We start from the raw sequence: 22,226 nt of genomic DNA, 5'->3' as shown, positions 1-22,226 counted from the left end.
TTCAAGGTAGCTGCGTTTGCGGTTTTTTTTTATGATCAATGGCAAGAAAAAGTATCATTTTCCATCGGAAATGGGAGCAATGACTACGTCTAGGAGGAATGAAAATGAAGCGAAAGTCTTCAGATATATCCAATTTAATAAACATAGCGAGTGAGAAAAAAGGACTTTTGAGCGTATCGGTGATATTTTCGGTGCTGTCGAGTTTGCTGCAAATTGTTCCCTTCATCGCTGTCTATAACATCATTAAGGAATTGTTCGAACATGCTCAACATGCTGCTGCTATAGACGGTGAAGTGATTGTATATTGGGGAATCGTGAGCCTTGTCAGCTTACTTGCTGCCTTGATTGCGATTTACATAAGTGCAATGAGCTCTCATATTGCAGCCTTTCATATCCTCTATCAATTACGCGTGCGACTTGCCGATCATATCGCTAAATTGCCGATGGGCTATCATACGAAAACAGCGACAGGTGAATTAAAAAAAATTATTGAAATTAGTGTGGAAAAGGTTGAGAAGTTTATCGCTCATCAAATACCAGATATGCTTAGTGCGGTTATCGTTCCTTTATTATTCATTGGATATTTATTTTGGCTGGATTGGCGTCTGGCATTGGCATTGGTCATCCCGATGATAGTTGGCATGTGGCTGCAGGCCAAAATATATGGTGGTGCCAAAGGTCAGCAAGCGTACCGCGACTATCAATATGCGATGGAAGAAATGAATGCAACGGGGGTGGAGTACGTTCGGGGAATGCCAGCCATTAAAGTGTTTGGTATTAAGGCAGCTCGATTTTTAACGTTTAAGCAGGCGGTTACAAAATACAGAGACATATCGATCGGCATTACAGACTTATACAAAACACCATACGGTATATTTTTTATAGTCATCAGCTCTTTATATACGTTTGTTATTCCAATTGGTATATGGCTCATTAGTGGTGATGCTAATGCTGACAGCCAATCGTTTGCGATTACGTTCATTTTGTTTTTACTCATTTCACCAAGCTTGTCTGCACCAGTGCTCAAGTTAATGTATGTTGGCTCTGGGTTGAGAGAGATTGTGGAAGGCAATAAGCGGATTGAAGCTGTCTTTTCAGAGGCAGCAGTGAAAGAACCGACTCATCCCCAAGTTCCAACTACCTATGATGTTGCTTTTCATCAGGTCACTTTTACATACGAAAATAAAGATGATAAAGATCATAACGATGTTAACTATGTATTAAAGGATGTAAATTTCATGGCGAGAGCAGGGGAAGTAACCGCACTTGTCGGCCCTTCTGGAGGAGGGAAATCTACGATTGCGCAATTATTGCTGCGCTTTTGGGATGTGCAGTATGGTGGTATTACGATAGGTGGAGTTCCTATAAGCGAGATGGGGACGGAGCAGTTAATGGATACGGTATCGTTCGTGTTTCAAGATGTTCATTTGTTCTACGATACGATCGAAGCAAATATTCGAATGGGCAATTCAACAGCATCCCAATCGGACGTTATTGCTGCCGCCAAACGTGCTTGCTGCCATGAATTTATTGAAAAGCTAGAGGACGGTTATCAGATGAAAATAGGTGAAGGGGGAACTCATCTATCTGGCGGTGAAGCCCAGCGGATTGCGATCGCTCGTGCCATTTTGAAAAATGCTCCTATTTTGGTTCTAGATGAAGCAACTGCCTATGCCGATGCTGAAAATGAAAAGAAAATTCAACAAGGATTAGTGGAACTTGTAAAAGGAAAGACCGTGCTCATCATTGCCCATCGACTATCGACGATACGTTCGGCGGAGCAAATCCTTGTCGTGAAAAAAGGTGAAATTGTGGAACGGGGAACACATGATGAGCTGTTGGGGTTAGATGGTTTGTATCAAACATTATGGCGGGCACATATAAGTTCGACGACTTGGAAATTGGGCTTGAATCCGAGCACTTCAACGACGAAGGTATAAGGGAGGGAAATCAAAATGATGCAATACTTCACTAACATTTCGGGTGGGAATGTTCGCAGTTTATGGCCAACAGGATTAGCAGCAATCCTAGATGGAATCGTCAGAGTATTTCCAGCGGTGCTGCTGGTTGATATATTCAATACGATGTATATGTACTTCGCGGAGCCTCAATTGGGCTTGGATACAACTCGATTGTGGACAGTCAGCATCTTGTTATTTGGCTGGATGTTCATCTCGTACTGGACATTCTCCATTCTGTACGATAGATCGTACTATACGGCTTATCGTCAGGCTGCATCAGGGCGATTGGAATTAGCAGAGCACATCCGTCGTCTATCATTAGGATTTTTCAATAGGCGTGATCCTGCTGATATGACAAATTTATTGCTTAGTGATTATGCTCAAGTGGAGACGACGATCTCTCACAATGTGCCACAGCTGATCAGTGGCATCATTATGCCTGTGTTTGCATTTGCAGGCCTTATGTTTTTGGATTGGAGAATGACGCTAGCGATGTTTGTTGCCCTTCCATTCGGCTTGCTGTTGTTATGGTTGACGAATTCCTTGCAAGAACGGTTATGTGAAAATCAAGTCCGAGCGAGAAATGAAGCAGCCAGCCGCTTGCAAGAGTATTTGGGAGGCATACGAGAAATTAAAGCACACAATATGGGAGGAGATCGTTTTCAAAGATTACGATTATCGTTCCTGCGTTTGAAAGAAACGTCAATTCAGTTGGAGGCGATTCTTGGTCCTCTTATTATGGGTGCCATGCTGCTGGCTCGTTCGGGCATGACGATTATGATTTTAGTGGGCAGCTATTTACTGTTGGACGGTTCGTTAACATTGCCGATATTTTTGCTCTTCCTATTAGTAGGCACTCGAATTTTTGATCCGTTGACTGCGGTGCTAACGAATTATGGAGAGATGAAATATTCTGCATTTAGCGCACAGCGCATTATGGATGTAAGGCGAGAGCAGCCGTTACAAGGCGATAAAGATATCAATCCGAACGGCTCTATTGTATTTGAAGATGTTACTTTTAGTTACAATGAGCCTGCATTACCGGCTTTGAAAGATGTGTCTTTTACGATTAAGCCCAACACGATTACGGCACTCGTTGGCTCTTCGGGGAGCGGGAAAAGTACGGTGACACGATTGATTTCACGATTTTGGGATGTTCAGCAAGGTGAAATTCGTATCGGAGGTCAAGCCCTTCACGAAGCAGACCCTGAACGCTTATTGCAGCATATCGCGATCGTGTTCCAGGATGTTTACTTGTTCCAAGATACAATTGGCAACAACATTCGTATCGGAAATATGAATGCGACACAAGCAGAAGTGGAAGAGGCAGCTAAGCGTGCTTGTTGTCATGATTTTATAGCTGCTTTGCCGCAAGGGTACGACACTCCTGTGGGTGAAGGCGGATCTACACTGTCAGGTGGAGAAAAGCAGCGTATTTCTATTGCTCGTGCACTGTTAAAAGATGCTCCGATTGTACTGCTTGATGAAGCGACCGCTTCTCTCGATGCCGAAAATGAGTCAGCTGTACAACAAGCGATAAACGAATTAGTAGCACACAAAACGGTCGTCATTATCGCTCATCGGTTAAAGACGATACAGCATGCTGATCATATTATTGTACTTGAGCAAGGGAGTGTCTCTGAAGAAGGAACACATCAGTCGTTGGTGTCAAGTGGAGGTATTTATTCGAAGTTGTGGGGATTGCAGCAAAATGCGGAAGGTTGGAATGTACGATCCTAACATACATTTCGAAATATACAAATCCATGATAACAACCATGTTGAGGGTAACAAAATAAAATTGTTAGCCAGTCTCTTCTATAAGAGCTGGCTTTTTTTGTTGTGGGAGCTGCCATAAGAAAGGATATATGACTTGCTGGCGTGGAAATAATGCAGTACACTATTTTAGTGAGAATGATTCTCGATTAGACAGGGAACCAGAAGGTGAGGTTACAACTTTGAACATTCAAGTCGTAAGCCGTCATTTAGATGATGCATATGTTGAATCTGATTTGTGTACGATGTTCAAGCGTCAAAGTGAACAAGATCATTATTTGGTGCCAACCCATTTAGGGGAGGGGTCGATTCAGAGAATTCCTTTGCGTAAAGGAATGGAGCTAGTTTGGTTCGATACAGCGTTCAGCAATGGTATCCAGTTAGATTTTGATGTTCAATATCCTCATTTGGAAATCTCATATACGGTTTCTGGCAAAGGTGTGTATGAAGCGGCAGCACAAGCACATGCTTTTCAACTTACTTCGGCTGTTTCCAGTCTTACATATATGGACGGCACTCGAGTCCACACAGAAATTTCTTCTGAAGAGCGCATACGTCATATGGAACTCCGAATCGATCTGAACGAGCTGGACATGATACTTCCTGAACTTGAACCCATTAAGCAGCATTCATTTTTCTGTCAGCAGTTAGCTGGCGTTCCCGATATCTCCCTCCTTATTGAACAAATGCAAAATTGTTCTTACCGTGGCACCCTCCGCAACCTTTTTTTAGAAGGAAAAGCGCTTGAGTTGTTGGCTATGCATTTGAGTAGACTAGACGACCATCCAGGTGAATGTTATACAACGAAATCTAAATTAAATGCTCATGATATTCAAAGTCTATACAAGGCAAAAGAAATTTTAGATCACACATGGATACAGCCTCCGATGCTAAGTGAACTAGCCAGAATGGCTTGTCTGAATGACTATAAGCTTAAACTAGGGTTTAAGGAGTTGTTCGGTACAACGGTATTTGGCTATGTGCGTGCCCTCCGCATGAATACAGCAAGAACATTGCTAGAGCAAGGAAAAGTAAATATAAGTGAAGCAACAACGATGGTAGGGTACAGTAATATGAGTCATTTCTCCTCCCTATATAAAAAAACGTTTGGTTACAATCCAAGTGAATGTGGAAAGAAATAAGGGAGAAATGTTGAGGAGCGTTGGACTCTCGATGTTCGTTTTTAACGGACGTCTAACCAGTTCCTTACTTGCTATTCAATTCAGACTGTGACAGTATAATATGAATATAATGCAATATCATGTATTCGTGACTATATATCAGTCATTAGAGTTAGAGAAGAGTGGAGGAATAGCAATAATGGAATTGCCTAATTGTCCAAAATGTAATTCATCATACACGTACGAGGATGGAACGTTGCTCGTATGCCCGGAGTGCGCGCATGAATGGTCCCCGCAAGCTCCAGGTGAGCATAACGACGGCGAGCGAGTGATCAAGGACTCCAACGGAAATGTGTTGCAAGATGGAGACACGGTGTCAGTTATTAAAGATCTTAAAGTAAAAGGTAGCTCTTCGGTGATTAAGATCGGAACGAAGGTTAAAAATATTCGTCTTGTTGATGGCGATCACGATATTGATTGCAAAATTGACGGTTTTGGTGCAATGAAGCTGAAATCGGAGTTCGTGAAAAAAATATAGATGTTAGTACAAAGAGACCGGAGGCGTGAAGCCCCGGTTTTTTACTAATTGTTTGCAGGGGAGAGGATATTGTGGACAAGAAACAGGTGTTTACAGGTTCGCCTTGGGAACCCGTTGTAGGATATTGTCGAGCGATTCGTGTCGGAGATCGAATTGAAGTTGCTGGGACTACAGCTATGAAAGATGGAGAAGTAGTTGGTATAGGCGATCCGTATGAGCAAACCAAGTACATTCTTCAAACGATTGAAAAGGCTCTTAACGAATTAGACGCTGACATATCTCAAGTGGTAAGAACAAGAATGTTTGTTACTGACATATCGAAGTGGGAAGAAATCGGTAAGGCACACGGTGAATTCTTTAGGGATATCCAACCCGTTGCGACTATGGTTGAGGTGAAGGCACTAATTGATTCTCGTTTATTGGTAGAGATCGAAGTTGAGGCTATTGCTAAATAATAATAGGATATAAAAACCAATGCACCTATTATCGTTCGTGAACGAATAGGTGTATTTTTATTTTTGAAAAAATCACATCACAGTTAGGATGACTGTACATGATGGTGCACAATTATATAATTAGTGAGCTGCTCAGCCTCGTTTGGACGGCAGGCGTAGAAAGATAAATACAAGCATCCAAAAGATACAGCCTAATAGAATATGAAGCCCACTTACAGAAATATCGTAACTGTCGCTCAGCAGTACACCTGTAAAAAAGCCTAGTATGATACTAATAACAATCTCCAATACTTTCACATTCATAGGAAGCCTCCTTTCTATCCTGCTCTTGATAGATATCCATACATACAAGAAATAGTACTGAAATTAAGGAATAGGGAGAGGATAGCATAGAACATGTTGTTTTGTGTACATGTACATGCTAGTACCTCTCCCTTTTGTTCAAAGTGAAGCCAATTATGATATTGTCGTACAATTCTTGCGATAGGCGGCTGGCGTAATCTGCTCGAATTTCTTGAACGTCTTAATAAAATAGCTCGGTTCACTGAATCCCAGTTCATTACTAATCTGCGATATAGATAGATCCGTCGTCTCCAACATCGATTTGGCCCATTTCATTTTTTGACGTGGGACGAAGACAGAGAAGCTTTCCCCTGTTTCCTTCGTAAACATTCGGCTAAAGTAGCTCGGACTGAGATGACATAGGTCGGCCATTTCCGTTAGCTTGATCGTAGTACTGCGATGGGCAGCCATATAATCAAAGGCAGGTTGCAGCATCGAATTGGAACAAGGCTTATGGTGGGAAGGGGATTTTCCTCCATGAACTGAATGATCAGCGAGGTCATCTATACGATGAGCCACAGCTTCTGAACCCTCAATCGCAGCTCTTTCAACACCCACTTCATCTATTGGATGAATGGTATTTTCTCCATGGGCAGTGCCCGTAGCATCCTCGTTCATGTGAAGCAAGGAAGCCGCCGTTTTCATCCCAATAGGCTTATTTGCTGCTAGCGCTTGGCGGTAGCTTTCAATCACAGCATTTTTATCAATCGCTTCTTCCACCATATAGTTGCACAAATGATACAGCATATCGGAAATCGTCGTGATCTCATCATAGGTCAATACGGGAAGCGCGGCATAGTCTTGTTCCAAGCTGCGGAACTTCTCATCTGTTTCCTTACTAGGAGGACGAGTGACGATCTGTTCCAGCTGCACTGCATCGTCTTTCAGCAGCACTTGCCCCGCCATAATTGCTCCGATATATTGATTGTGCACGATAATCGGAATGGCGATATCTATAATATTAAAGTGGCATTGATAAATGTAAGGCTTATTCAACCGTACGGCATCAAGCCCGCCTCTGGCATCACATTTTTGGCAGTAGGGAGACAAGGATGCATCCTGACGGACTGCCTTGCAGAAGCTTTGACATTGGCTATGTTGGGACACGGGGACGCCTTTATAGTCGGTCGTAATGATGGCCATTTTCGTGACAAGGGAAAGCGAATCCTGCAGCTTCTGCCACTTTTCCAAGTCGATAATGTTGTCTAATTGAAATTGTTGTGTGCTCATGCTGTTCACCATCTTCCGTTTAAACGCTTGAAATAAGTATAGCATGATATTCCTATGGAAGGACAAGATAGTCCTATCTAAACGCGATCAAGCACATGAAAACGCTTTATTTAGACTTAATTGTTCAATGATCTTTAGATTGGGTAATCCTATAATAAAAGTACTTAGAATCATACTAACTAAATGTCACTGACTAACTAATATACTATTAACTACACAGGAGGATTACTAACATGAGAAGAGCATTCATTAGTCCAGCTAAATATGTTCAAGGTGAAAATGAAATTTTGAATCTAGGGTATTTCATCAAAACGTTTGGTGAATCCGCTTTATTGATTGCTAGTAAAGACGATGCGGCACGCGTTAAAGATAAATTGGTACACACGATGGAGCAATACGGTGTTACGATCGTTGAAAGCGGTTTTAACGGGGAGTGTTCCCGTCAGGAAGTGGCTCGTTTGCAGCAGCTGGCGAAAGAACATAATTGTGCTTGTACAATCGGTCTTGGTGGAGGAAAAGCAATTGATGCAGCTAAATGCGTAGCAGAGGGTGAGGCGCTTATTATTGTGCCGACGATTGCTGCGACAGATGCGCCAACAAGTCATTCCGCTGTGTTGTACACGCCAGAAGGCGAGTTCGACGACTATGCTTACTTCAAGCAAAGCCCAAGTGTCGTATTGATCGATACGACGGTTATCGCAAATGCGCCAACGCGCTTCCTTGTAGCGGGCATGGGTGATGCATTGTCTACTTATTTTGAAGCAAGAGCAACAGCGAAATCCTACTCCAACGTAAATGCAGGGCTTCCTTGCGGACGCAACGATGGTGTTGGTGAGCCTGCAAAGGGGACAAAGGCGGCGCTTGCATTAGCGATGCTGTGCTATGAAACACTACTTGAGGATGGCTACAAAGCGAAGCTGGCTTCCGATGCAAATATCGTGACACCAGCGCTTGAAAATATTATCGAGACGAACATTTTGTTGTCTGGTTTAGGCTTTGAGAGCGGCGGCCTAGCAGCAGCACATGCGATCCATAATGGCCTTACAGCGTTGGAAGGCGCGCATCATTATTTCCATGGTGAGAAGGTTGCATTTACGACAATCGTGCAATTGGTGCTTGAAAATGCAAATAAAGAAGAGCTCGACGAAGTATTGGGCTTCTGCGTATCGGTAGGATTGCCAGTATGTCTCGCGGACATCGGTGTCCATGAGGTGACGAGAGAGGAACTGATGAATGTAGCTGTAAAAGCTTGCATTCCAGAAGAATCCATTCATTCGATGCCATTCCCGGTAACTCCAGATGACGTGGTAGGCGCTATGATCGTAGCCGATCAATTAGGGCAACAATTTAAAGCAAGAGGGTGAACGATATGAAAAAAATTATGAACCAACCAGAAACGCTCGTACGTGAAATGTGCAGAGGCATTGTGCTGGCGCAACCGGAGTTGGAGTTCAATAGCAAATATAAAATCGTTAAAAAGAAAGACATTAACCAAGACAAAGTAACGTTGATTAGCGGCGGCGGCAGCGGTCACGAGCCTGCGCATGCTGGATTTGTCGGTCAAGGGATGCTGGATGCAGCAGTATGCGGCGACGTATTTGCTTCTCCTTCTCAAATTCAGGTGTATCAAGGTCTTAAAGCTTCGGCTAGTAAAAAAGGGACTTTGATGATCATTAAAAATTACAGCGGCGATATGATGAACTTCAAAAATGCTGCCCATCTTGCAGGCGAAGACGGATTGATGGTTGACTACGTTAAAGTCGATGACGATATCGCAGTTGAAGATAGCTTGTACACGGTCGGCCGACGTGGCGTAGCGGGAACGGTATTCGTGCATAAAGTTGCTGGTGCAGCAGCGGAAGAGGGCAAAGAACTGAGCGAAGTGAAGGCCATTGCTCAGCAGGCGATTGATAATACGAGAAGCATCGGCTTTGCGCTTACTTCTTGTACTGTTCCAGCGAAAGGTACGCCAACGTTCCAATTGAACGATGACGAGATCGAGTACGGTGTTGGTATCCACGGTGAGCCAGGCATTCGCAGAGAAAAGATTGCATCCGCGGATGTGCTTGCAAGCAAGATGGTAGCGGACCTTATTCGTGATATGAAGCTTAGCGATAGCGAACATCATGAGATTGCACTGCTTATTAACGGATTCGGTGCTTCACCGCTGCAAGAATTGTACTTGCTAGCTAACTCGGTAGTGAATGCGTTGAAAGACAAGAACATCACGATCTTCAAAGTGTTTGTCGGCAACTATATGACGAGCATTGATATGGCAGGCGCTTCTGTTACGTTTATGAAGCTGAACGATGAGCTGAAGCATTACTTGCAGGCTAGCTGCCATACGCCAGCGCTTCAAGTGAGCGGCGAGTTCTTGCCAGTTCACTTCGAGGAAGAAGAGGCGGAACCGCAGTCCGATGCTGAGGTATCATTCCGCAGTGAAACAGACTCGAAATATGCTGTTGTACAAAATAACAAGTTCTCCTTAAACAACTTGATCTACCTCGTTGATAAAATGAGCGAAGTTATTATTGAGAATGAAGTTCCATTCTGCGATCTGGATTCGCATGCAGGTGACGGCGACTTCGGGATGAGCGTAGCGAAAGGCTTCCGTCAATTGAAACGCGAGTGGGCAGAAATAATGGAGCATCATACAGCGAATATCGGTGACTTCTTGCATGCTTGCTCGCTTATCATTATGGAGCACTGCGGCGGGGCTTCCGGCCCGATCTGGGGATCGGCATTCCGTGCAGCAAGCAAAGCAGCAGGCGACAAGATAGAGCTATCTGCTCCAGAATTCGCGGCCATGATGCAAGCGGTTGTGAAAGGCATTCAAGATACAGGCGAGCGTTCCTTCGGACGAGGGGCCGTTGTAGGCGATAAGACGCTAGTCGATGCTCTAGCTCCATTTGCGGATGCTTGGGTTCAAAGTGCAGAAGCAGGCGATGATATAAAGACAGCGGCAACGAAAGCGGCGGAAGCGGCTGTGCAAGGTGCGAAGTATACGGAGACCATTGTTGCTCGTATGGGACGTGCAGGTACAGTGGGTGAGCGCAGTCTTGGTTACCCAGATGCGGGAGCTTACGCGTTGGGAGTTATCTTTACAGAGTTGGCTCAAGTGATCGAAATAAAATAGATTCCAAAGAGAACCACTCTGCCTGATTGAAGTGCACCTCTTAGAATAGACATTGGAAAAACCCTAGGTTTAACCGATGAAAATTCTAGGGGTGCATTACTTTTATGGCGATTAAAGGACAGAAAGTATGTAAGTAGGCTTTATCCGGAAAAATTGGGAGAAAACATGAAATCATCACGTAAGGTATTTTTGTTCAAAGACCTGTTTGGTTAATCTTAATACTTATCCTTCCACTGCCATCCGCACGCTCTCTTCATGAGGGACGTGCGTTGTTGTGTTTCAGTTATTTATAACTCATTTACAAGATAAGGTTCGATGTCCCTACTCGGTTCTTATACTCCCTAGGGGTCAAGCCTACGAACTTTTTGAAGGTTTTCGTAAAGTGACTTTGATCATGGAAGTTCAATAACGTATAAATATCAGACAAGCTATGTTGCGTGTAATCAATTAGCGACATAGCTTCCTCAATCTTTGCACGCAGAATGTACTCGCTGAGCGAGATGCCGACTTCTTTCTTAAATAGCGTTGATAAATAACTCGGGTTCATGGCAGACACTTCTGCTAGATCCGCAAGCTTAATCTCGTCGTAAAGATGAGTGAAAATGTAATACTTACAAGCGTTAATCGGCCTTGAGTATTTCTGTTCACGATTTTTTTCGACGCGATCGGCAAAATCATATAATGCGCTAATCATAAATTGATTAATAGTTCTGCTGTCTTTAATCTCTTCGAGATTTTGGATGTATAAGTCGCTGAGTGTATAGGCGATCTCGGGATGCAGTCCGCCTTGGACAGCTGCTCTTGTAGCCATAGTGATAGCGCCAATGCCTAGATTTTTACTACTACGGACATAACTTGTCCGAGACAAATTACCGAATATTCCTGTCTCGCTAAGGGAGTTTATGGCAACGATCAATTCTTCTTTTCTTCCTCTTTCAATACATTGATAAACTTTCTTTTCCATAATCGGACTTGCGTGAAACTTATGATGCTGACGATTTTCAGAAATATGAACTTGAGGTTGTTCCATTTCAATAGCTTCTGAATGGAGCAATTCATTTTGCTGCAGAATCTCAACCGTATCCAGCGTTCCATTGTATATCATGTAATGCATGAGTCTGCTTATATTGGTGAATTTTAATTGATTTATAACAGGAAGTGCCGCGTAATACTCACGCATTCTTTCTTCTTTATATAAATGAAGGTCATTCAGCATACCAGTAAGCGATTCTTCGTTAAGAGTCGAGTACAGAACAGGACCTACAATAATGATTCCCTTACATATTCCTTCATCCTTCCATGTAATCGTAAAAAAGTTTTCCATAAATATTGTCGTTTTAAAGACCGGAAATTCATGTGGGTTATTTGTCAAAAACTGCGGTTTAAGCATATCCATCTTGGAGGAATACATTGGATTATGGATATAAGTAGCGGAGTATTCGAACAGGATCTCCCCATTCAAATTCAGAGCGTATACGGGCAGATTAAAAGTCGTATAGATCATATTGCATACATACTCCATCTCATTTATGTTCAATTGATTCATCATAACCAAGCCTCCCAAGATACTGTAACGATTGAATAAGAAAAAACAAACTAAAAAATATACTAATTTTCTATATTGTATACAATAAAATGATAACGAAACAAGGTATCGTAGATGTGTAAGCGATTACTTTATTAAGACTCAAATAAGGGGTGCTTGAATATGAAAAGAAACCTTAAAGATATAATTTCTCAAATGACGATAGAAGAAAAAGCAAGCCTCTGCTCTGGTAAGGATTTTTGGCGTACAAAAGATATTGAAAGACTCGGCATTCCTTCTATTATGTTAGCGGACGGGCCGCATGGACTTCGGAAGCAAGAAGAAGGGGTTGACCACTTAGGTATATATGATAGCGTTCCTGCCACTTGCTTTCCATCTGCGGCTGGGGTTGCGAGTTCATGGGACAAGGAGCTAGTCGAAAAAATGGGTGTTGCCCTCGGGGAAGAATCTCAGGCACTTAATGTAGATGTGCTGCTAGGACCTGGAGTTAACATTAAGCGCTCCCCTTTATGCGGAAGAAACTTTGAGTATTTCTCAGAAGATCCGTATCTGTCTACGCAAATGGCAACAAGTCATATTAAAGGAGTTCAAAGTCAAGGTGTGGGGACGTCCATCAAGCACTTTGCCGCCAACAATCAGGAGCATCGCCGCATGTCAACGGATGCTATCGTGGACGAAAGAACACTGCGAGAAATCTATCTTGCAAGTTTCGAAACCGCTGTCAAAGAGGGTCAGCCATGGACGGTCATGTGTGCCTACAACAAGGTAAATGGCGAATATGCTTCCGAACATCCTTATCTTCTAACCGAAATTCTCCGTGATGAGTGGGGATATGAAGGCTTTGTCGTATCAGACTGGGGAGCTGTAGATGATCGAGCGGCCGGTCTCGCGAGTGGACTTGAGCTTGAAATGCCGTCCACAAATGGAATTGGCGCGAAGAAGATTATGGATGCCATTTCCAATGGACAGTTGTCTGAAGAAACGCTTGATCTGGCAGTAGAACGTTATCTGACAATCGTATATAAAGCCGTGGATAACGATAAAGCGAATGCTTCATTTGATGCGGAAGCGCATCATCAACTAGCTAGAGAAGTAGCGAGCGAAAGTATGGTTCTCTTGAAAAATGAAGCTTCCATTCTTCCACTGAAAAAAGCTGGATCTCTAGCTGTAATTGGAGAATTCGCGCACAATCCGCGTTATCAGGGGGGAGGCAGCTCCCATATCAATCCAACTAAGGTGGATAATATCCTTGAACAAGTTAAGCATGTATCCGGTCAAGAAACAAAGGTCACCTATGCGAAAGGGTATCAGTTGGAGAATGATGTCATCGATGAACGTCTGATTGAGGAAGCATCGATAGTCGCAGCGGAAGCCGATACTGCCGTTTTATTCGTTGGACTGCCTGATCGCTACGAGTCTGAAGGCTACGACCGCAAGCACTTACGCCTGCCGGATAATCATATCAAGCTCATTGAAGCGGTAGCAGAAGTACAGCCCAATATCGTTGTCGTTCTAAGTAATGGTTCGCCTGTCGTTATGCCTTGGATCGATAAAGTGAAAGCAGTACTGGAAGGGTATCTTGGTGGACAAGCGTTGGGCGGAGCTATTGCGGATCTGTTGTTCGGTGACGTCAATCCCAGCGGTAAGCTGGCTGAGACGTTCCCTAAAGAGCTGCATCATAATCCTTCTTATTTGAATTTCCCTGGTGAGGGAGACAGAGTGGAGTATAAGGAAGGCGTATTTGTCGGCTATCGGCACTACGATGCGCTTCAGATTGAGCCATTGTTCCCGTTTGGCTACGGGCTTAGCTATACGACTTATGAGTACAGCAATCTGGTACTGGATCAAGGCTCCATTCAAGATACAGATACCCTTACGGTAAAGGTGAACGTTAAGAACACAGGCGAGGTTGCTGGCAAAGAAATTGTGCAGCTATACGTTCATGACAAAGTAAGCACAGTCAATCGGCCTGAAAAAGAACTGAAGGGCTTTACTAAAGTAGAATTGCAGCCGGGAGAAGAGAAAGTGGTCAGCTTCACTTTGAACAAGCGTTCTTTTGCTTACTATAACGTGGAATTGAAAGATTGGCATGTCGAAGAAGGCGAGTTCGAGATTCTTATCGGTAAATCTTCTAGAGACATCGTATTGAGAGATACGGTTTATGTTAAATCCTCAATTACAATCCGTAAACAGGTAACGCGGAATACGCTGCTCGGTGATTTGCTTGCGGATCCGGTACTTGCGCCGATACTGAAGGAAATGTTGGTACAAGCAAATCGTTCCGGATTGGCAGGGATCATGGAAGATAGTGATGACGAAGCATCTCAGATGAGAGCGGAAATGCTCAAGTATATGCCGCTGCGCGGAATCGTCAACTTCAGTCAAGGAAGCTTTTCCGAAGAGATGCTAAACGGATTAATCGAACATCTCAACGGACACGTCTAAACAGTAAAGGGTGAGAAATATGGTGGTCCAAGAAGTTAGAGGCCAGATACAAACACCGTTTAGAAGATTAACCTTTGGCATCATGTTAGGTTATGTTTGTATGATGATCAGCTTAATGACGCCGGCGGCATTGCTGCTGTCGTTTAAAATGATAGAGATTGATCCGACGAACTATGAGGTTTCCTATGGGCTCGTTGCAGGCATAGGGGCAGTATTTGCAATCATTGGAAATCCACTTGGCGGAGCTATCAGTGATCGAACGAACATCGGTTTTGGGCGCAGACGCACATGGATTCTGGTCGGACCGCTGATGGGTTGTCTCGCCTTAGTATGGATCGGCTTTGCGACAGATATATGGCAGGTTATCGTCGGATGGTGCATAGCGCAGCTCTTCTTTAATTTTGCAATGGCTGCCTATACGGCGCTAATTCCTGATCAGGTAGAAGTGAAGAAGCAAGGAACAATCTCGGGACTTCTTGGACTAGCCTTACCCCTGAGCCTCACGATTGGCATGATTTTGATGATGGCTCTGAAAACGATTCCAACTTCATCCAAATGGCTGTTAATTTCGATCATTGGCGTTGTAGGTCCGATCATCAGCTTGTTTATTATTCGCGACGGCAAAGTGACAATTGTGCAGAAAGAAAAAGAGAAGATTTCCGTGAAAGAGAAACTTAGCAGAATCTATCCGAATCCGCGTAAGTATCCGGAATTTACATGGGCGATTTTGTCTAAATTTCTAGTGAACATGGGACTTGCTTATTCGCTCTATACGGCAGTCATGCTTGTAAAACGTATGGACTTATCTCAGGCAGAAGCTACCGATGTCGTAGGTACGATCAAAATTGTCGCCTTGATCGCGACCGCTTTTACTAGTATTATTGGAGGCAAGTTGTCAGACCGATTCGGTAAGCAGAAACCGTTTCTATACGCCTGTGGTATGATCACGATTGCGGGATTGATGGTATTTGCTTTTGTGCCGAGCATAACTGCATTCCTTATTGCTGCTGTCGTAATTGGTTTGGCTGCAGGATGTTTCACATCCGTTGATATGGCACTTGTTGCGCGAATTTTACCGAGCAAAGAAGATTCGGCGAAAGACTTTGGGTTGATGAACGTTGCTAATGCGCTGCCTCAATCGCTCGTTCCAGCCATCGCGCCTTTACTATTGGCTGCGGGAAGCATGACTGGAATCGGAGAATGGACCTTCTTCTATATCGCGCTTGCAGTATGTGTGCTGCTCGGAACGCTCGCTTTCAAACCGATTCCGGAAGTGGGAGAGCGAATGAAGCATGAGAGTGCTGCAATAACCGGGGGTACTGTACATCATACGAAACCTTTATAATAATAGCTCAATGATCCAATTCTCTGGAACACTGCGCCAACCTTCCATTCCACGATGCTCGTGGGGCGGAAGGTTCTTTTTTATTCCATCGTTTTTTCATAAGGACAATATGTATAGGCACTTTTTTCTGAATACAATCCAGTATCGTAACTTCATACTTGGAGGTAAAAGGATGACAGAACAATCCACACAGTCCCCACCCTTTATCGGGGATCGATTTCCGAGCATATCGGTTCAGACAACAAATGGTCCTCTTTCCCTCCCAGATGCTTATCAAGGCCGTTGGTTTATTTTATTTAGCCACCCTGGTGATTTCACGCCTGTATGCACAACAGAATTTGTTGCCTTTGAACGGTTAAAGCCTGAATTTCAGCAGTGCAGCACCGAATTAATTGGACTATCGGTAGAGCAAGTTTCCTCTCATATCAAATGGATCGAATGGATCAATCAGCATCTTGGCGTCCAAATCACGTTCCCGATCATTGCAGATGGGCTTGGTGCAGCAGCAAAACGTCTAGGTATGATTCATCCCAACCACGGCACACGCACAGTGCGCAGCGTCTTTTTCGTCGATCCAGAAGGTACGATTCGAATTATACTTACCTATCCAGAATCGGTAGGGCGCAACACGTATGAAATATTGCGTGCCCTGCAAGCTTTGCAAACAACAGATGCGCACAAAGCGGTCACACCTGCTAACTGGCCCAACAATGACATGATCGGAAGCAAGCTACTGCTGCCTGCAGCCAGGACGGTTCAAGCTGCGCAAGAGCGAATGGAGAAGACGAACGCAGGTCAGATGGATTGCCTCGATTGGTGGTTCTGCACGAAACAGGTATAGGACATTCTGTCTTGTTCATAGCGTAAATCATAGAAGTAGGCAAAGAGAATAACAGCTAGGAGGATGACGATGATGGCCCAAGCAGGTGAGCCGGATAACCGCTCGAAGAAACCAGAAAATGCAGCTCTCTTGCCGCAATCGAATAACAATATCGCTCCGTATCAAGAAGTTCGCAAATATATCCCTTTTCGTGGATTGTATGATCCATGCCCGCCACTGCCCTATAAGTCCTATGTAGTTCCGATTAATCAATTCATTAACTTTCAACCACCCAATTGGCCTCAGTTTACATTAAGCCAAGCTTTAACACATGGTACGTTATGGCCAGCCTTGTATAGCTCGTACCAATCGCAGCGGGGAGGGAACGGGACATGAACCTAGAACTATTCCAAACGCCTGAATATCATCGGGATTTAAGGCAGCTGCAAGAGGTCGATTTTGTACTGTTGGAGTTGAATTTATATTTGGATACGCATCCTGGTGATGCTCAGGCTATTCAGCAATTTAACCATTATGTTGTGGAACGCAAAAAAGTAGCTGATGCCTTCCAAGCACGCTATGGCCCGCTGATGAATTTTGGGAATTCTGCTTCTGGCACTCCATTTACATGGGTCGAGACGCCATGGCCATGGCAGATATAGTGAAACAAAGTGCAGCAGATATGAGGGAGCAGTTATCGATTGCGGTACTCCGTCTATTATCACTTATGTGAATGATGACAACCGTTACGTGTGCACGCGTACTTAAAAGGCGAGGTGATTATCGTTGTGGGTATATGAAAAAAAGCTGCAGTACCCTGTACGAGTGAGCAAATGTGATCCGCGTATGGCGAAGTTTTTGCTGGAACAATACGGAGGGGCAGACGGAGAGCTGGCGGCGGCTCTTCGTTATATGAATCAGCGTTACACGATACCGGATAAAGTCATTGGACTGTTGACAGATATTGCGACTGAAGAATTTTCACACCTCGAAATGATTGCCACAATGGTATTTAAGCTCACCAAGGATGCGACTCCGCAGCAAATGGAGGAAGCGGGTCTTGGAGCGAATTATGCCGCACACGATAATGCACTTTATTACAGCAACGCTGGTGGCATTCCTTGGACAGCTACCTATATCCAAGCTAAGGGCGATCCAATCGCGGATCTCTATGAGGACATTGCCGCAGAAGAAAAGGCACGTGCTACATATCAATGGCTGATTAATATGACGGATGATGTTGATTTGCAGGATAGTTTAAAATTTTTGCGTGAACGTGAAATTGTGCATTCGCTTCGTTTCCGTGAAGCTGTGGAAATTTTAAAAGATGATCAAGGGACTCAGAAGGTGTTTTGATCAGCGCCAGCCCAAATAGTAGGGAAACGATACTGTTATATGGAACATAAATCAGCCTGTAGGTGAACGATGAACATATCCCCTACGGGCTGACTGTGTAATTGACAATGCAAAGATTGGGCAGAGTTTATTAGGAACTTTTTAGCATGCTATAATAGCAGATGAAGGGCATTTTATTTCAGATTTACATTCCTTCTAATCTAATTTTTGGAGATGTTGTTACTTATGATCATCAAATTCATTCGTTTGCGTTAATGAGAGGTACAGCGATATAGGCTCTCGTCATTTTTAATGGATATGACCTGAGTTTATTTAACTGTGCCTTTTTCATTCTCCCAAATTGAATGGATGAGGTGTTTTTGTTGTGTGTAAAAATAAAATCAAAATAGATGATGGTGTACGTCTGATCACGAATTATCAGCATGTCTTCACATGTCCAATATGCTCGCAAGTGATGGAAGTGCATTCGCGAAGTTTAGTTTTCAGGAACCGTCATAGCTTCGATATCGCGAAGCATGGCTATGTGAATCTATTATCTCGTGCTCATAACACAAAGTATGATAAGGAATTGTTTGCGGCTCGCAAGAAGATCAGTGCAGACGGATTCTTCGAACCGTTGATTGAGCAATTGTATAGAATGATTGTATATGCATATACAGATGTATATAGAGACGCCGATAGAACGACACACGGTATGATAAAAATATTGGACGCAGGTTGTGGCGAAGGTTCGCATTTGTCCGATATTCAGCGGAGATTGACGGAGCATACGAGCTATAAGCATCTTGGTGTGGGGATAGATATTGCGAAGGAAGGAATTAGCCTAGCTTCTAGAAATGGGGCAGTTCTCGATACAGTTTGGTGTGTAGCCGATATTGCCAATTGTCCATTTGCAGATCGTTCTTTCGATATCATTTTGAATGTGTTGTCACCTGCCAACTATACGGAGTTTCAACGATTGCTTACGGATGATGGCTTGTTCATAAAAGTAATCCCTGAGAGTAACTATTTGCAGCAGATAAGAAGTGTATTTTATGGTCAAACTGATAAGGATATGTACACGAATGAACAGACGTTAGAGCTGTTTAAACGTCATTTTCAACTGCTGGACATTCAGCGCGTTCAATATGAAGCGTCCTTAAATAAAGAGCAGATCAAGCAGCTTATTCGGATGACGCCATTATCTTGGGGAGCTTCTGAAGAGGCTATGCGGAAACTATCGAGGCGCAAACAAATGGAGATTACATTCGATTATTCTATTTTGATAGGTAGAAATAAATGAAATCATTGCATAAAACAAGGAGGGGATTCATTCCCCTCCTCTTCTTGGCTGTCGAGATCACTCTCGGCAGCTATTTTTAAATAGATGATGCAATAACGTGAATAGAAGTAATCACCATGTATAGTTTGCACTACATCTCTAGTGCATTAGCAATCAATTATTTTGTTGTAAGTAGTTTCTGCCCTTCAGCCTGGATTTGATGCAGAGCTTCATCAGAAGTAATCTTGCCTTCGAGAACTTGCTGCGTTTGTGCATTAAACAGTTCGAAAAATGAGAGGTGAAAAGAACCGGGCCAGTTTCTCCATAATGCCGTTTTACCCTCTTTGCCTGCTTTGAGCATATAGTAGGCGGATGAACGCTCAGCATCTTGTTTATTAATCGTCTGTGGCAGTGTAGGAATTTTGAGTGAAGTATAGTGAGCATTAACCTTGGCGAACTCTGTACTATTCACAAATTGGATAAAAGTCCAAGCTTCATCGACGTGTTTAGAAGCGCTATAAATCGTAGTGATATCCATTGGTTGTATATGCGCTGATGAGTCCGGATAGGCTTCACTTGTTGGTAGTGTTACGAATCCCCATTCGAATTTTTTTCTATTCTTTCGAGAAAGTTCTAAACTGCTGCTCAACCATGGAGCATCAATTTTCATCGCAGCTCTGCCTTCTATAAACTTATCTTCTACAAATTCATCGGAAGGTGTAATATCCATAGCATTGGATCTGATCGCATCAGTAGTAGTATGGAAGACTTTCTCCCATTCTTTCGTATTTACGTGCAGATTCTGTGCTTTTTTATCGAATAATGAAAGTCCCTCTGCTGCTCCGATATGGAAGAACAGATCAGCTGCACTAGGAAATCCAGAAATTCCATATATTCTCTCTGTTTCGGAGCCTTTATTAGGAAACTGTTTTGCAAGCTGTATGATTTCTTTCCAAGTCATTTTATGATGGGGTGGATCAATACCGAATTGCTGGAACAAGTCTATATTATAATACAGCACATTCGTTTCAAAAAAAGGTGCTAGACCGTAAATCTTTCCATCGGAGTCGGATGTTAAACTCTCCACAATGTGTGATATCTGACCGAGTTTGAATTCACTATTTTTGATGTGTATATCCAAATCGAGTAGTTTGCCTTCACGAGCAGCCAACTGATAATCTTGGTCATTTGCAAATACAATGAGATCTGGACGCTGCTCATCGATGAATTTCATCCGCTGCTCAACTTGCTGACCACGCGTTAGATTATAGTCGAATGGCAACTCAATTACTTCTAATTCTATATGTGGATGCTTGAGTTTAAACATCGTGCTGAAATTATTATCGAACCCGTATTTATGATCAGTGAGCACTTTCAATGTTACTTGTTTAGGAACGTCTGTCCTATTGCTTCCACATGCACTAATGATGAGTAGAGTGAGCACAAGCATGCCTAAAAGTGATTTTTGATATTTGTTACTCATCATAATCACATCCTTATCGATTCGAATTTTTCTTCTCATTAACGTAATATTCAGTCATTTTCTCTGTTAATTGATCTTGGAGATGTAGAATCGTTTCATGCAGAGTAGATGGATTCGCAGTCAATTGTTCAATCTTCTCATTAATCAATACTTCAAGATACCAAGCAGCATAATTCTCGGCTGTTGTGGGTAGATTCGGATTTGGTTTCAACTTCGTTAGCGCTTCTAATTCCTTGCTAGGAATGGCTTTAATATAAGCTGTTCGAGTAGGTATGCCATAATAGGAGAGATACGTTTGGGATTTTGCCATAACATCACTGTTAAAGTATTTAATAAACTCCCACGCTGCTTGTTTGTGAGCTGATGCTCTAGAGATGGACCAAATGCTCGTTATTTGCATCTCACTTGCTATAACTGGATTGGAAGAATGGACGGGCATCGTTACCATTGACCATGAAAAGCGTTTGTTCTGATCTTCGAATGCACGCGAGCTGTCACTTAGAAAAGATACGAAATCAGAAACTCTTTCCATAGCAACGTTTCCCTCTAGGATTTTATTAAAATAATAAGATGACTCTTCTTTAGGAGAGTAGAGTCCACCCCTTAAATAAGCTTGAATCGCTTCTTCAAATAGTTGGTTCCATTCCGGCATATTTAACCTTGGCTGTCCAGTTGCCTTGTCAAGCAAGGCAACTTGGTTTGTTCTGCCCATCTGAACAATAAGGTTGCCAAGCTGCTCACTATATGTGATCGCCAGTCCATCCACTGAATCATTGCTCGCGCGTTCCATTTGATGAGCCAATTGAAGGACTTGCTCCCATGTCATTTGATGATGCGGAGGTTCAATTCCATATTTTTTAAACAAGTCAGCATTATACAGTAGAACTTCAGTCTTGAAATAAGGAGCCAGACCGTATAATTGCCCACCTCCTTTTGACCGGAGCTCATCAATAATAGAGGGTAAAATATTCTCAATATCGAAATTGTCGGTTTTAATGAGAGATTCAATTGGTTCTAGCATTCCGTTAGATGCAAGTTGCTTATATTGTGGAGTACTAAGCATAAGAATGTCAGGTTTATACGTTTGTTTAAGTTGTTCGAGGACTTTATTATTCAATGGTTCCATAGGATGCATACCGATTTCAAATAGGTTGATAAGTTCAAATTCTACGTTTGGATATTGCATACTGTATATTTTCCCGTAATTATTCCAAAAATAATATTCACTATCCACAAGTACCCTCAACTTCACTTTCTCGGCTTCTTGCTGAGGTTTATCTGGGATCATTAAGCATCCACTAAGCAGCAGAGATAGAACGATGAAAGTACAAAATGAAATCTTACAGTTAAAAAGGCGGTTCTTCATAAAGGGTTATCTCCTTCTGGATTACTTTTGTAGTCCATTAATTCAT

General features: G+C 43.0%; 19 protein-coding genes. 14 read left to right on the top strand and 5 right to left on the bottom strand.

The features are described from left to right. Positions 1 to 104 precede the first annotated feature (104 nt). From NQ117_RS22105 to NQ117_RS22085, 5 genes are all read left to right on the top strand, one after another. The gene (locus NQ117_RS22105) at positions 105 to 1,940 is read left to right on the top strand and encodes an ABC transporter ATP-binding protein (RefSeq protein ID WP_258280182.1); all 1,836 of its coding nucleotides are present in this window, start codon (positions 105 to 107) and stop codon (positions 1,938 to 1,940) included. A 15-nt stretch (positions 1,941 to 1,955) separates the two neighbouring features. Then, complete coding sequence (locus NQ117_RS22100; RefSeq protein WP_258280181.1) at positions 1,956 to 3,701, top strand: ABC transporter ATP-binding protein; 1,746 nt, start codon at positions 1,956 to 1,958, stop codon at positions 3,699 to 3,701. Between the two features lie 217 nt (positions 3,702 to 3,918). Continuing rightward, positions 3,919 to 4,878, top strand: coding sequence for an AraC family transcriptional regulator (locus NQ117_RS22095; RefSeq protein ID WP_258280180.1), 960 nt, complete (start codon positions 3,919 to 3,921; stop codon positions 4,876 to 4,878). Positions 4,879 to 5,053: 175 nt separating this feature from the next. Further along, positions 5,054 to 5,395 (top strand): zinc ribbon domain-containing protein YjdM, encoded by a 342-nt coding sequence (locus tag NQ117_RS22090; RefSeq protein WP_258280241.1) that lies wholly within the window; start codon positions 5,054 to 5,056, stop codon positions 5,393 to 5,395. A 71-nt stretch (positions 5,396 to 5,466) separates the two neighbouring features. Then, on the top strand, positions 5,467 to 5,850 hold the full coding sequence (locus NQ117_RS22085; protein ID WP_258280179.1) for a RidA family protein: 384 nt from the start codon (positions 5,467 to 5,469) through the stop codon (positions 5,848 to 5,850). A gap of 132 nt (positions 5,851 to 5,982) precedes the next feature. Here the strand turns inward: NQ117_RS22085 and NQ117_RS22080 are convergent, their stop codons facing one another. Together NQ117_RS22080 and NQ117_RS22075 are read right to left on the bottom strand one after the other, a co-directional pair. Continuing rightward, positions 5,983 to 6,153, bottom strand: coding sequence for a hypothetical protein (locus tag NQ117_RS22080; protein WP_258280178.1), 171 nt, complete (start codon positions 6,151 to 6,153; stop codon positions 5,983 to 5,985). Positions 6,154 to 6,306: 153 nt separating this feature from the next. Continuing rightward, the gene (locus NQ117_RS22075; protein ID WP_258280177.1) at positions 6,307 to 7,422 is read right to left on the bottom strand and encodes a PocR ligand-binding domain-containing protein; all 1,116 of its coding nucleotides are present in this window, start codon (positions 7,420 to 7,422) and stop codon (positions 6,307 to 6,309) included. 233 nt (positions 7,423 to 7,655) lie between these two features. On the opposite strand from NQ117_RS22075, the gene NQ117_RS22070 reads away from it, so the two are divergent. Together NQ117_RS22070 and dhaK are read left to right on the top strand one after the other, a co-directional pair. Further along, complete coding sequence (locus NQ117_RS22070; RefSeq protein WP_258280176.1) at positions 7,656 to 8,786, top strand: glycerol dehydrogenase; 1,131 nt, start codon at positions 7,656 to 7,658, stop codon at positions 8,784 to 8,786. A 5-nt stretch (positions 8,787 to 8,791) separates the two neighbouring features. Then, positions 8,792 to 10,558 carry a dihydroxyacetone kinase subunit DhaK gene (dhaK, locus tag NQ117_RS22065; RefSeq protein WP_258280175.1) on the top strand — a complete coding sequence of 589 codons (1,767 nt, stop codon included), beginning with the start codon at positions 8,792 to 8,794 and terminating at the stop codon, positions 10,556 to 10,558. Positions 10,559 to 10,856: 298 nt separating this feature from the next. On the opposite strand, the gene NQ117_RS22060 is transcribed toward dhaK, so the two are convergent. After that, entirely contained in the window at positions 10,857 to 12,104 is a 1,248-nt protein-coding gene (locus NQ117_RS22060; protein WP_258280240.1) for a helix-turn-helix domain-containing protein, read from the bottom strand. A 162-nt stretch (positions 12,105 to 12,266) separates the two neighbouring features. Between NQ117_RS22060 and NQ117_RS22055 the strand changes: the two genes are divergently transcribed. The 7 genes from NQ117_RS22055 (at position 12,267) to NQ117_RS22025 (ending at position 19,352) form a co-directional block, all read left to right on the top strand. Further along, positions 12,267 to 14,549: a glycoside hydrolase family 3 C-terminal domain-containing protein gene (locus NQ117_RS22055; protein WP_258280174.1), complete on the top strand. Its 2,283-nt coding sequence runs from the start codon at positions 12,267 to 12,269 to the stop codon at positions 14,547 to 14,549. A 19-nt stretch (positions 14,550 to 14,568) separates the two neighbouring features. After that, the gene (locus NQ117_RS22050) at positions 14,569 to 15,894 is read left to right on the top strand and encodes an MFS transporter (RefSeq protein ID WP_258280173.1); all 1,326 of its coding nucleotides are present in this window, start codon (positions 14,569 to 14,571) and stop codon (positions 15,892 to 15,894) included. A gap of 172 nt (positions 15,895 to 16,066) precedes the next feature. Further along, positions 16,067 to 16,735, top strand: a complete 669-nt coding sequence (locus NQ117_RS22045; RefSeq protein ID WP_258280172.1) for a peroxiredoxin — start codon at positions 16,067 to 16,069, stop codon at positions 16,733 to 16,735. A gap of 69 nt (positions 16,736 to 16,804) precedes the next feature. Then, positions 16,805 to 17,110, top strand: a complete 306-nt coding sequence (locus tag NQ117_RS22040) for a spore coat associated protein CotJA (protein ID WP_375163114.1) — start codon at positions 16,805 to 16,807, stop codon at positions 17,108 to 17,110. After that, on the top strand, positions 17,107 to 17,376 hold the full coding sequence (locus NQ117_RS22035) for a spore coat protein CotJB (RefSeq protein ID WP_258280171.1): 270 nt from the start codon (positions 17,107 to 17,109) through the stop codon (positions 17,374 to 17,376). The genes NQ117_RS22040 and NQ117_RS22035 overlap by 4 nt, the downstream gene beginning before the upstream one ends. Positions 17,377 to 17,500: 124 nt before the next feature. Then, complete coding sequence (locus NQ117_RS22030) at positions 17,501 to 18,070, top strand: manganese catalase family protein (RefSeq protein ID WP_258280170.1); 570 nt, start codon at positions 17,501 to 17,503, stop codon at positions 18,068 to 18,070. Positions 18,071 to 18,434: 364 nt separating this feature from the next. Then, on the top strand, positions 18,435 to 19,352 hold the full coding sequence (locus NQ117_RS22025; protein ID WP_258280169.1) for a putative RNA methyltransferase: 918 nt from the start codon (positions 18,435 to 18,437) through the stop codon (positions 19,350 to 19,352). 157 nt (positions 19,353 to 19,509) lie between these two features. Here the strand turns inward: NQ117_RS22025 and NQ117_RS22020 are convergent, their stop codons facing one another. Both NQ117_RS22020 and NQ117_RS22015 read right to left on the bottom strand, forming a co-directional pair. Continuing rightward, a complete protein-coding gene (locus tag NQ117_RS22020) occupies positions 19,510 to 20,817 on the bottom strand; it encodes an extracellular solute-binding protein (RefSeq protein ID WP_258280168.1) in 1,308 nt (435 codons plus the stop codon). Between the two features lie 10 nt (positions 20,818 to 20,827). Further along, a complete protein-coding gene (locus tag NQ117_RS22015; RefSeq protein WP_258280167.1) occupies positions 20,828 to 22,180 on the bottom strand; it encodes an ABC transporter substrate-binding protein in 1,353 nt (450 codons plus the stop codon). Positions 22,181 to 22,226 lie beyond the last annotated feature (46 nt).

This window comes from Paenibacillus sp. SC116, assembly GCF_024733555.1.
Classification (GTDB): domain Bacteria; phylum Bacillota; class Bacilli; order Paenibacillales; family Paenibacillaceae; genus Paenibacillus_B.
This window is presented reverse-complemented; position numbering and strand designations above follow the sequence as displayed.

Coding starts and splice junctions, on each gene's coding strand:
- NQ117_RS22015 (WP_258280167.1), bottom strand. CDS start 22,180: ATGAAGAACCGCCTTTTTAACTGTAAGATTTCATTTTGTACTTTCATC.
- NQ117_RS22020 (WP_258280168.1), bottom strand. CDS start 20,817: ATGATGAGTAACAAATATCAAAAATCACTTTTAGGCATGCTTGTGCTC.
- NQ117_RS22100 (WP_258280181.1), top strand. CDS start 1,956: ATGATGCAATACTTCACTAACATTTCGGGTGGGAATGTTCGCAGTTTA.
- NQ117_RS22055 (WP_258280174.1), top strand. CDS start 12,267: ATGAAAAGAAACCTTAAAGATATAATTTCTCAAATGACGATAGAAGAA.
- NQ117_RS22045 (WP_258280172.1), top strand. CDS start 16,067: ATGACAGAACAATCCACACAGTCCCCACCCTTTATCGGGGATCGATTT.
- NQ117_RS22050 (WP_258280173.1), top strand. CDS start 14,569: ATGGTGGTCCAAGAAGTTAGAGGCCAGATACAAACACCGTTTAGAAGA.
- NQ117_RS22105 (WP_258280182.1), top strand. CDS start 105: ATGAAGCGAAAGTCTTCAGATATATCCAATTTAATAAACATAGCGAGT.
- dhaK (WP_258280175.1), top strand. CDS start 8,792: ATGAAAAAAATTATGAACCAACCAGAAACGCTCGTACGTGAAATGTGC.
- NQ117_RS22070 (WP_258280176.1), top strand. CDS start 7,656: ATGAGAAGAGCATTCATTAGTCCAGCTAAATATGTTCAAGGTGAAAAT.
- NQ117_RS22075 (WP_258280177.1), bottom strand. CDS start 7,422: ATGAGCACACAACAATTTCAATTAGACAACATTATCGACTTGGAAAAG.
- NQ117_RS22060 (WP_258280240.1), bottom strand. CDS start 12,104: ATGAATCAATTGAACATAAATGAGATGGAGTATGTATGCAATATGATC.
- NQ117_RS22035 (WP_258280171.1), top strand. CDS start 17,107: ATGAACCTAGAACTATTCCAAACGCCTGAATATCATCGGGATTTAAGG.
- NQ117_RS22040 (WP_375163114.1), top strand. CDS start 16,805: ATGATGGCCCAAGCAGGTGAGCCGGATAACCGCTCGAAGAAACCAGAA.
- NQ117_RS22080 (WP_258280178.1), bottom strand. CDS start 6,153: ATGAATGTGAAAGTATTGGAGATTGTTATTAGTATCATACTAGGCTTT.